General features: G+C 63.8%; 10 protein-coding genes. 8 read left to right on the top strand and 2 right to left on the bottom strand.

Annotated elements, in window-relative coordinates; all coding sequences use genetic code 11:
• Nucleotides 1-250: 250 nt before the first annotated feature.
• Nucleotides 251-838: an ANTAR domain-containing response regulator gene (locus ACTUWL_RS03330; RefSeq protein WP_021082182.1), complete on the bottom strand. Its 588-nt coding sequence runs from the start codon at nucleotides 836-838 to the stop codon at nucleotides 251-253.
• Nucleotides 835-1,998, bottom strand: coding sequence for a transporter substrate-binding domain-containing protein (locus ACTUWL_RS03325; protein WP_021082183.1), 1,164 nt, complete (start codon nucleotides 1,996-1,998; stop codon nucleotides 835-837). Before ACTUWL_RS03325 ends, ACTUWL_RS03330 begins: the two co-directional genes overlap by 4 nt.
• A gap of 427 nt (nucleotides 1,999-2,425) precedes the next feature.
• On the opposite strand from ACTUWL_RS03325, the gene ACTUWL_RS03320 reads away from it, so the two are divergent.
• The 8 genes from ACTUWL_RS03320 (at nucleotide 2,426) to ACTUWL_RS03285 (ending at nucleotide 10,410) form a co-directional block, all read left to right on the top strand.
• Entirely contained in the window at nucleotides 2,426-3,826 is a 1,401-nt protein-coding gene (locus tag ACTUWL_RS03320) for an amidase (RefSeq protein ID WP_021082184.1), read from the top strand.
• Nucleotides 3,827-3,844: 18 nt separating this feature from the next.
• Nucleotides 3,845-4,840, top strand: coding sequence for an acetamidase/formamidase family protein (locus ACTUWL_RS03315; protein WP_021082185.1), 996 nt, complete (start codon nucleotides 3,845-3,847; stop codon nucleotides 4,838-4,840).
• 60 nt (nucleotides 4,841-4,900) lie between these two features.
• Nucleotides 4,901-6,115, top strand: coding sequence for an urea ABC transporter substrate-binding protein (locus tag ACTUWL_RS03310; protein WP_035653432.1), 1,215 nt, complete (start codon nucleotides 4,901-4,903; stop codon nucleotides 6,113-6,115).
• Between the two features lie 94 nt (nucleotides 6,116-6,209).
• A complete protein-coding gene (locus ACTUWL_RS03305) occupies nucleotides 6,210-7,076 on the top strand; it encodes an ABC transporter permease subunit (protein WP_021082187.1) in 867 nt (288 codons plus the stop codon).
• A gap of 13 nt (nucleotides 7,077-7,089) precedes the next feature.
• Nucleotides 7,090-8,163 (top strand): branched-chain amino acid ABC transporter permease, encoded by a 1,074-nt coding sequence (locus ACTUWL_RS03300; protein WP_021082188.1) that lies wholly within the window; start codon nucleotides 7,090-7,092, stop codon nucleotides 8,161-8,163.
• Nucleotides 8,164-8,165: 2 nt separating this feature from the next.
• Nucleotides 8,166-8,885: an ABC transporter ATP-binding protein gene (locus tag ACTUWL_RS03295; protein ID WP_021082189.1), complete on the top strand. Its 720-nt coding sequence runs from the start codon at nucleotides 8,166-8,168 to the stop codon at nucleotides 8,883-8,885.
• Nucleotides 8,875-9,585 (top strand): ABC transporter ATP-binding protein, encoded by a 711-nt coding sequence (locus tag ACTUWL_RS03290; protein WP_021082190.1) that lies wholly within the window; start codon nucleotides 8,875-8,877, stop codon nucleotides 9,583-9,585. The genes ACTUWL_RS03295 and ACTUWL_RS03290 overlap by 11 nt, the downstream gene beginning before the upstream one ends.
• 63 nt (nucleotides 9,586-9,648) lie before the next feature.
• A complete protein-coding gene (locus ACTUWL_RS03285) occupies nucleotides 9,649-10,410 on the top strand; it encodes an SDR family NAD(P)-dependent oxidoreductase (RefSeq protein WP_021082191.1) in 762 nt (253 codons plus the stop codon).

Below are 10,410 nucleotides of genomic sequence, written 5' to 3'. Positions count from 1 at the left end.
AGGTGCGGAGCGGGCAGCGCTTCACCTCGCCCGGCATTTGCGGACGGGGGGAAGCATGATTTCTGAATATTAGAAATCTGAGTTGCCCGACGTGTCAAGTAGCCCTGTCGACGCCGGCAGCCGCCGGCTCCTTTGCATGGGGTTGTTTTCGATATTTTTGTAGCGCGCGGCTGCGGCGGCGGGGCAATCGTGTTCGATCGCTTCACGGACCCATCATGCCCGGTCTTGGGCCGGGCTTCGGCGATACCGACTAGCCGGTTGCGCGGGGCAGGGAGCCCTTTGCGGTGATCTCGGCCGAGAGCTCCTCGATGGTCTTGCGCTGCTCCATGGCGGCTCGCCGGATCAGCGCGAAGGCGGCCGGTTCGGCCAGCGCGTGCGTATGCATCACCTGAAGCACGGCGGCGAGCACGACGCGGCGCGATCGAAGGCGCTGTTCGAGCTTGAGCACCTGCTGCTTCAGTTCGTTGCTGCGCTCACTTCGTTCGAATGCCAGCACGAGCGCGGCATAGATGCCGGCCGAGCGCAGCGGCTTGACCAGGAACGATGCCGGATCGAGGTCGAGCACCAGCTTCAGGCGGCTCGGCGTCTCGGTGCCGAGCAGGGCGATGACCGGGCTGCGCCCGAGCGATGCACGCTGCGCCGGCGAGGTGAGCGGCAGGAATTCGTCGTCGATCAGCGTGACGTCCGGCCGGCAGTCGACATTGGCGTTGCCATCCCATGTGACAATGTCGATCCCGAGCCGCTCGAACTGGCGCCTGACGATGGTGGCGTCGCGCTCGTCCTTGATGGCGACCAGCGCCTTGCGTCCGCGCAGCGAAAATGAAGACGGTTTGCTCATTTCACGACCCGCAAATGTGGCGCGTTCGGCAACGTCCCATCCCGCGCGGGACTGGCGGCGATGTCGAGCTGCGTCAGATAAGGATCCGGCCTGACCGGAGCTTCGGCTTCCCAGAAGATGTCGAACTGTCCTTCGGCGTTGGAGACGGCGAGCCGCGGCGTCAGGACGCAGTGGTTGTTGCTGCCGTCGATCCAGACCGGACCCTGCGGCGAATTGTAGCGATGGCCGGCCGCAGCGCGCCGCACCTCGCCGATGTCGGACGTGCCGGCGCGCTGCAGCGCGCGGGCCAGCAGATAGACCGCGACATAGGCGGATTGGCCGTCAACCGACGGGCTGGAGTGGTCGCCGTGACGCGCCTTCCAGCGCGCGACGAAGGCCCGGTTCTCCGGCAGGCGGATGCTCTCGAAATAGGCCGACGACGTGATGCAGCCGGCCGATGCGGGACCCGCGATCTTGAGCTCGGGCTCGCACAGGCTGCAGCTCAGCATCGGAATGTCGAGACCCGCAGCAAGGGTCGCGGCATGGAAGGCGCGGATGAAATCATAGCTCGAGCTGCCGACCAGCGTGTTGAACACGACCGGCGGCCGGCGGCGCACGATCTCGTCCACGATGTGCGTGACCGCGCTCTCGCCGAGCTCGAGCAGGCGTTCCGCGAGAATCCGTCCCCGCGCCGCCGTCACCAGCTCGCGGGTGACGCGATTGGTTTCCCAGGTCCAGACATAGTTGGAGCCGACGCAGAATATCTCGCGCGACAGATTGTCGAGCACGTAGCGAACCAGCGGCAGCACGTTGTGGTTGGGCGAGGCGCCGACATAGATGACGTTGTCGGAACATTCGAAGCCCTCGTAACGTGCCGGATACCAGAGCAGGCGGTCGGTGCGCTCGACGATCGGGAGCACCTGTTTGCGCGAGGCGGACGTGTAGCAGCCGATGATGTGCTCGACCCCGACATTGCGAATGAGGTCGTCGCAGACCGTATGGTATTCCGAAATGATCCCGCGGGGGTCGCGGACGTGCGCAGCGATCGAGAAGTCGAATTCGTCCTGCTCGTTGATCTCGTCGACCGCCATCATGGCGCTCTTCAGGATCTCGCGGCCCATGGCCTGATAGGGGCCATGCTGCGAGCAGATAATGCCAACGGGAATGGACGGCTTGGTCATCGACGACTTTCGGTGCAACGCGCGAAGGAAATCATCTTCGCAGAGGCCGGCGCAAGAGGTCATGCCGATTTGCTGCGCATGTACCTTGCGAAATTTGTGCAGCCAGCCTCGTTGACAACGCGCTGCACACCTCCTTAGAATTTTCTCCTACAGGGCTTCCTGTCGAACCTTGCGTGCGTCGATCTGGCCGATGACGTCCCGATCGCCGCGCAGAGTGCTCCGTTCGATCACGGTTCCTTGCGATAGATCATAGCCGCGGCATTTGGGCCATTCGTCACCTTCGTTTTGGAGGGGCGGGTGGCTTTTTGCTTTTGCCGCCGAACAAATTGGCGACACGCCCGTGTCGCCAAGCCGAAGGCGCATGCGCGGTGATGGGCAAGGCTTGCGTCGTGCCAAATGCGGTGCCAAGTGCGGGGAATGAGAAACGATGCCGACGACGGATCTTCACTATCTCGGACTGATTGAGGTCGGACAGCAAATCCAGGCCAGGAAGCTCTCTCCGGTCGAGGTGACCAAGGCGATGCTCGGGCGGATCGAGCAGCTCGACGGCAAGCTCAAGAGCTACGCTTATGTGATGGGCGACGCCGCGCTTGCCGAAGCCGCAACAGCGGAGAAGGACATCGCATACGGCAGGATCAAGGGGCCGCTGCACGGGGTGCCGATCGCGGTCAAGGATCTGTGCTGGGCCAAGGGTGCGCCGGCTGCGCATGGCATGACCATCCATCGCGACTTTCGCCCCACCGAGGACGCCACGGTCGTCGCGCGGCTGAAGGAGGCCAGCGCCATCATTCTCGGCAAGTTGCAGCAGACCGAGGGGGCCTATGCCGACCATCACCCGAAGATCGATCCGCCGAAGAACCCGTGGAATGCAGATTTGTGGTCCGGTGCGTCGTCGAGCGGTTCGGGCGTCGCCACCGCGGCGGGGCTTTGCTTCGGTTCGCTCGGAACCGATACCGGCGGCTCGATCCGCTTTCCGTCAGCCGCCAACGGCATCACTGGGTTGAAGCCGACCTGGGGACGCGTCAGCCGTTACGGCGCCTTCGAACTCGCGGCGACGCTGGACCATATCGGTCCGATGGCGCGCAACGCCGCCGATTGCGGCGCGATGCTGGCCGTGATCGCGGGGCAGGATCCCAAGGACACCACCTCCGTGCCGCTGCCGGTGCCCGATTATCTCGCGGGCCTGACCGGAGATCTGCGTGGGGTCGCAATCGGCGTCGATCGGCGCTGGACCAGCGAGGGTACCGATGAGGCTGCCGGCAAGGTGCTCAGCGAAGGCCTGCGCGTCGCGGCCGACCTCGGCGCGAAGATCAAGGAGATCACGTTCCCCGATCCGAAAGCCGTGATCGAGGATTGGTTCCCGCTGTGCGGCATCGAGGTGGCCGTTGCGCACGAAGCAACCTATCCCGCGCGCAAGGACGAATACGGTCCGGCGCTTGCCGGCCTGCTCGATCTCGGCCGGGCGCAATCCGGCATGGACTATCAGAAGATCGTGCTGCGGCGCGAAGCGTTTCGTGGCGCCGTGCGGCTGCTGTTCGAGACGGTCGATCTGATTGCCGTTCCGGCCCAGGCATTCGCCGCGCCGACATTGGCCAAGATGGCGGCGCTCGGCGAGGACCCGTCGCTGATCACCGGGCTGCTGCGCTTCACCTGTCCGTTCGACATGACCGGCAGCCCGACCGTGACGCTTCCCGGTGGCTTCGCGCCGAACGGCGGCCCGGTGGCCTTCCAGTTCGTCGGCCGTCATTTCGACGAAGCGAGCCTCGTTCGCGCGGGCGATGCCTTCCAGCGCGTCACCGACTGGCACAAGCGCCATCCCGCGATCTGAGCCCAAGGAGCCGTCCGCATGACCGAAGACTGGTTGAGAAGTTCCATCATGGCAAGGCGGGCCGTCGCCAACGGCGCGACCGGCACGACCCATAGTTTGACGATCGAGCAGCAGGGCAGCTTCCACTACGTCTACGGACCCTATGCCAAGCCGACGCTGTCGATTGATCCGGGCGGGGTGGTGGTCGTCGAGACCGAGGATGCCTTCGGCGGCGTGCTGACCAGCGAAAGCGATAGCCCGACGGCCAAGCTGAACTTCCCGTACCTCAATCCGCAATGCGGGCCGATCGCGGTCAAGGGCGCCAGGAAGGGCGACTGTCTCGCCGTCTATATCCGCGACGTCGAGACCCGCGGCGCGCAACCGGCCGGCACCACCTGCATCATCCCGGAGTTCGGTGGTCTGGTCGGGACCGCATCGACCGCGCTGCTCAATCCGCCGCTGCCGGAGCGGGTCAAGAAGCTGCATGTCGACCGCAACGGCGTGCGCTGGAACGACAAGATCACGCTGCCCTACGAGCCCTTCATCGGCACGATCGGCGTGTCACCCGAGATCGAGGCGATCTCCTCGCTGCAGCCCGATTATCACGGCGGCAACATGGACCTGCCCGACGTCGCGCCGGGCGCGATCATCTATCTTCCGGTGCATGCCGAAGGCGGGTTGCTCTATGTCGGCGATTGCCACGCCACGCAGGGCGATGGCGAACTGTCGGGCGTCGCACTCGAACAGCGTGCGACCGTGACGCTGCAGATCGACCTGATCAAGAACTGGAGCTTTGCCTGGCCGCGGCTCGAGACGCGCGACTTCATCATGACGATCGGCAGCGCCCGCCCGCTCGAAGACGCGGCGCGGATCGCCTACCGCGAACTGGTGCGGTGGATGAGCGCCGACTACGGCTTCGATGAGATCGACGCCTACATGCTGCTCAGCCAGGCCGGCCGCATGCGGCTCGGCAACATGGTCGACCCCAAATACACGATGGGGGCGTCGATCCTGAAGAACTACCTCAAGGCGTGAACTTCCAACAATCATTCAACGACAGGGAACATCGCTATGAATTCGGGGCGAATAGTTGGAATGGCTTTGCTTGGCGCAATGCTTGGAATCGCGGCAACAGGCAGCACGCAGGCGGCGGAGCCGCCGCTGAAGGTCGGCTTGCTTGAGGACGTCTCCGGCGACCTCGCCTTCATGGGCATGCCGAAGCTGCACGGATCGCAGCTCGCGGTCGAGGAGATCAACAAGAGCGGTGGCATTCTCGGCCGCCAGATCGAGCTGATCCACCTTGATCCCCAAGGTGACAATGCCCGCTACCAGGAGTTCGGCAGGCGGCTGCTCAATCGCGACAAGGTCGACGTGCTGATCGGCGGCATCACTTCGGCCTCGCGCGAGGCATTGCGTCCGATCGTCGATCGCACCACGACGCCATACTTCTATACGAACCAGTATGAAGGCGGTGTCTGCGACGCCAGCATGGTCAGCATGGGGGCGGTGCCGGAGCAGCAGTTCTCGACCCTGATCCCCTGGATGGTCGAGAAGTTCGGCAAGAAGGTCTACGTGATCGCCGCAGACTACAATTTCGGCCAGATCTCGGCGGAGTGGAACCGCAAGATCATGAAGGACCTTGGCGGCGAAGTCGTCGGCGAGGAGTTCATCCCGCTCGGTGTCTCGCAGTTTGCGCAGACGATCCAGAACATCCAGAAGGCGAAGCCGGACTGGTTGCTGACGATCAATGTCGGCGCCGCGCAGGATTCGTTCTTCGAGCAGGCGGCCGCCGCCAACCTCAATCTGCCGATGGGCTCCTCGATCAAGGTCATGCTCGGCTTCGAGCACAAGCGGTTCAAGCCGCCGGCGCTCAACAACATGCATGCGACCGCGAACTGGTTCGAGGAGATCGACACGCCCGAAGCCAACGACTTCAAGAAGCGCTGGCACGCCAAGTTCCCAGATGAACTCTACATCAACGACATGGGCTACAACGCCTACAACGCGCTCTACATGTACAAGGCGCTGGTCGAGAAGGCGAAGTCGACCAAGCTCGAGGACATGCGCAAGGTGATCGCGACTGGCGATGCCTGCATCGATGCGCCCGAAGGCAAGGTCTGCATCGATCCGAAGAGCCAGCATACGTCGCACCGCATGCGCCTGATCTCGGTCGGGCCCAAGCACGAGGTGACCGTCGAGAAGGACTACGGAACGATCCAGCCGTACTGGCTCGGCGAGATCGGCTGCGATCTCACCAAGAAGAACGACAAGGATCAGTACACGCCGAGCCATCTTCCCAGCAAATCGTGATGCGCGCGGGCACGAATCTTGCTCGTGTTCTCGCGTCAGGCTTTGAACCGAACCGGCGCCGCAATGCTGCGGCGCCGTGACCACGGAGAGCGGAATGTCGGCTGAACTCTTCTCGATATTCTATCAATTCGCCGACGTCTTCGCGTTCCTGATCCTGTCCGCGGCGGGCCTTGCCATCGTGTTCGGCATGATGGGCGTCATCAACATGGCGCATGGCGAGTTCATCATGTGCGGCGCTTATGTGACGGTCGGGCTCGTCAATCTCGGCGTACCGCTGCCGATCGCCCAGATCATGGCCGCGCTGACCGCAGGGATCATCGGCATGATCGTCGAGCTGCTGATCGTGCGTCGCTTCTACAAGCGCCCGCTCGACTCGCTGCTCGCCACTTGGGGCCTCAGCCTGATCGTGACGCAGTCGATGCTGCTGATCGTCGGCTCCGCGGTGCGCGGCATCGGCACGCCGGAGGGCAGTTTCGCGATCGGGGGCTACACGTTCTCAACCTACCGCCTCGTGCTGTTCGGCTGCGCGGTGGCGGTGTTGGCCGGGCTCTACATCATCTTCATGAAGACGCGCTTTGGCGTGATCGCGCGGGCGACGATGCAGAACGCAGCCATGGCGAAGGCACTCGGTGCGCGGACTGGACGGATCTATTCCATCAGCTTCGGGATCGGCACGGCGCTTGCAGGACTCTGCGGCGCGCTGTACGCGCCGACCATGACGTTGATCCCGACCATGGGCGCGACCTTCGTGGTCGAGAGCTTCGTGACCGTGGTGATCGGCGGCGCAAATGTGCTGCTTGGAACCGCGCCGGCTGCGGTGTTCCTGGCGATGATACGAATGGCGCTGAATGCGAGCTACGGGCAGATCATCGGGCAGATCGGCATGCTGTTTGCTGTGATCCTGATCATACGTGTGCTGCCCGAAGGGCTATCCAGCGTGCTGGTGCGTCGTGGGCGCTAGACAGGAATTTCCGATGTTGAAGCTGCTCGACGGTCCGCAGACGCTCGGACGCGGCAGGATCTTCTGGTCCTGCTTCCTTGCCGTGCTGGCAGGCGCGCTGATCTATCCGCTGTTCGCCGATTCCTATGATGTCGGCAATTTCGCCTACTTCCTGATCTGGATCTTCATGGCGCTCGGGCTCTGCCTGATGTGGGGCTACGGCGGCATGCTGTCGTTCGGCCAGACCTTCTTCTTCGGCATCGCCGGTTACGGCTATGGCGTGCTTGCCATCAATATGGGCGGCGGAACGGCCACGATCGCCGCACTTGTCCTGTCGGTCGTCATCGCGATGATCGCGGCGGGAATCCTCGGCTACTTCATGATCTGGGGCGGCATCAGCGGGATCTTCTTCGGCATCGTGACGCTGTCGGCGACATTGGTGCTTGCCTTCTTCCTCGGGCAGACCGCCGGGCCCGAATGGCATATCGGTCCGGCCCGGCTGAACGGCTTCAACGGCATGAAGGGGATGGACCCGCTCACCGTCGGCAGCTTCGACATCGAGGGATCGGCGCTCTACTACGTCATGATCGCGCTGATCGTGATCGTCTACATCGCGCTGCGCATGCTGGTGAACTCGGGCGTCGGCAATGTGATCGTGGCGACGCGGGAAAACCCGCAGCGCGCCGAGATGCTGGGTTACGACGTCCGCAAGTATCAGCTCCTGACCTTCGTGATCGGCAGCGGCCTCGCGGGCCTCAGCGGTGCGCTGTACACCTCCTGGGGGCAGTTCATCACGCCCTCCAGCATCGGGTTGCCGGCCGCCGCGATGCCGATCGTCTGGGTCGCGTTCTCCGGCCGCAACGATCTGACCGCGACCCTGGTCGGTTCGTTCCTGCTGCTGTTCGGCTTCCAGACCATCACCGTCTATAGCCAGCAGGCTGCGCTGGTGCTGATGGGCGTGCTGCTGCTCGCCACCGTGATGCTGGCGCCGCAGGGCTTTGTGCTCGGCATCGGCAAACTCGTGGTCGATTGGTGGTCCAGGCGCCGGCGGCGCGACGAGAGCCCCGCGCTGGCCGATGCCGGCCGTCTGCAATCGGATGAGACCTGATCATGGCGCTGGTCGATGTGAAAGGCGTCTCCAAGCGTTTCGGCGGGTTGACCGCGGTCTCCGAGGTCGATCTGACGGTCAATGCCGGCGAAGTGCACTGCCTGATCGGGCCCAATGGAGCCGGGAAGAGCACGCTGTTCAAGCTGATCGTCGGTCTCTATCCGCCGACCGCGGGCAGCATCTTCTTCGATTCCGTCGACATCACCGCGGAGCGTCCCTATGCGCGGGTGCAGCGTGGCATGAGCATCAAGATGCAGGCGCCCAGCGTGTTCAAGGAGCTGCCGGTGCGGCAGAACATCCAGATCGCTCTCCAGGACCGGCTTTCGGGCGCCGAACGCAGCGCCGAGGAGGAACGGCTGCTGTCGCTGCTCAATCTCGTCGAGGACTCCGGCAAGCTCGCCGGCGCGCTGTCGCACGGCCAGCAGCAATGGCTCGAAATCGGCATGGCGCTGGCGTTGCAGCCGCAACTGCTGCTGCTGGACGAGCCGACCGCCGGCATGTCGCCGGAGGAGACCTACAAGACCGGTGAGCTGATCAAGTCGTTCAATGCCGAGGGCATGACGGTGCTGGTTGTCGAGCACGACATGGCGTTCGTCCGACAGGTCGCCCAGCGCGTCACGGTGCTGCATCTCGGCAAGATCTTCGCACACGGCAGCCTCGAATCCATCCTGGAAGACGAGAAGGTCGCCGAAATCTATCTGGGTAAGACCCATGCCCACTGATCGCATTCTGGACGTCTCGGGACTTTGGGCGGGCTACGGCGCGACGCCGATCCTGCAGGGCGTCAGCATGCAGGTCTCGCGCGGCGAGATCGTCGGGGTGATCGGCCGCAATGGCGTCGGCAAGTCGACGCTGATGCGCTGCCTGATCGGCCTGCTGCAAACCTGGCGCGGCACCATCACCTTCATGGACCAGGACGTCACGCAACTCGAGGCCGATGCGCGCGCGCGCGCCGGCTTCGGCTATATCCCGCAAGGTCGCGACGTGTTTCCACAGATGAGCGTCGAGGAGAATTTGCAGGTCGGCGAATTGATCGGCGGCCCCGAGGGGAAGAAGCTGCCGGAACTGGTCTACGCGTATTTTCCGCGTCTGAAGGAACGCCGGCGCCAGATCGCGGGCACCATGTCGGGCGGCGAGCAGCAGCAGCTTGCGATCGGCCGCGCGCTGATCGGCAACCCGTCCCTGATGATCCTCGACGAGCCGTCCGAGGGGATTCAGCCCTCGATCGTGCAGCATATCTGCGAGGCACTGAAATCGTTCCGTACGGAGCTTGGGACGACGATCATCATCGTCGAGCAGAATCTCGACACCATTCTCGCGGTCGCGCAGCGCTGCTACATCATGGAGAAGGGCAAGATCACGCGATCGCTGGCCGATGAGGAGGTCAACGAAGACAATGTGCGCGCGCAGCTGCTGCTTTGATCGGCCGCGCAATTCGGTTCGAACGTGCGTGTTCCATAATCGATAACAATGGAGGGAATGGATATGGATCTGGGACTCAAGGGAGCAAAGGTTCTCGTCACCGGCAGCACCAAGGGCATCGGTCGGGCAATCGCTGACACATTCGCGGCCGAGGGCGCCAATGTCGGCATCTGCGCGCGCAATCAGGCTGACGTCGATGCCGCGGTCACCGCGATCAAGGCCAAGGGCGTTGCGGCGTTCGGTTCTGCCGTCGACGTCGCGAACGGGCCCGCACTGAAAGCCTGGGTCGCCGACATGGCGTCCAGGCTCGGCGGTATCGATGTCGTGGTCGCCAATGTCAGCGCGCTGTCGATCGGACAGGACGAGGAAAGCTGGGAGAAGGAATTCTCCACCGACATGATGGGCACGGTGCGGCTCGTCAACGCCGCGATGCCCCATCTCGAGAAGAGCAAGGCGGCCGCGATCGTCACCATCTCCAGCGTGTCGGGTCGCGAGGTCGATTTTGCCAGCGGTCCGTACGGGACGTTCAAGGCCGCGATCATCCACTACACGCAGGGGCTCGCCTACCAGTTGGCGGCCAAGGGCATCCGCGCCAATTCGGTGTCGCCGGGCAACACCTATTTCGAGGGCGGTGTCTGGAACATGATCAAGGACAGCAATCCCGAACTGTACAAGTCCGCGCTGGCGCTCAACCCGACCGGCCGCATGGGCACGCCGCAGGAGATGGCCAACGCCGCCGTGTTCCTGGCGAGCAGGGCGGCGAGCTTCATCACGGGGACCAACCTCGTCGTCGACGGTGCGCTGACGCGCGGCGTCCAGTTCTAG

It is taken from the genome of Bradyrhizobium sp. WCU1, from assembly GCF_053474805.1.
The sequence above is the reverse complement of the archived record's forward strand: the minus strand, read 5'-3'. Positions and strand labels throughout refer to the sequence as shown.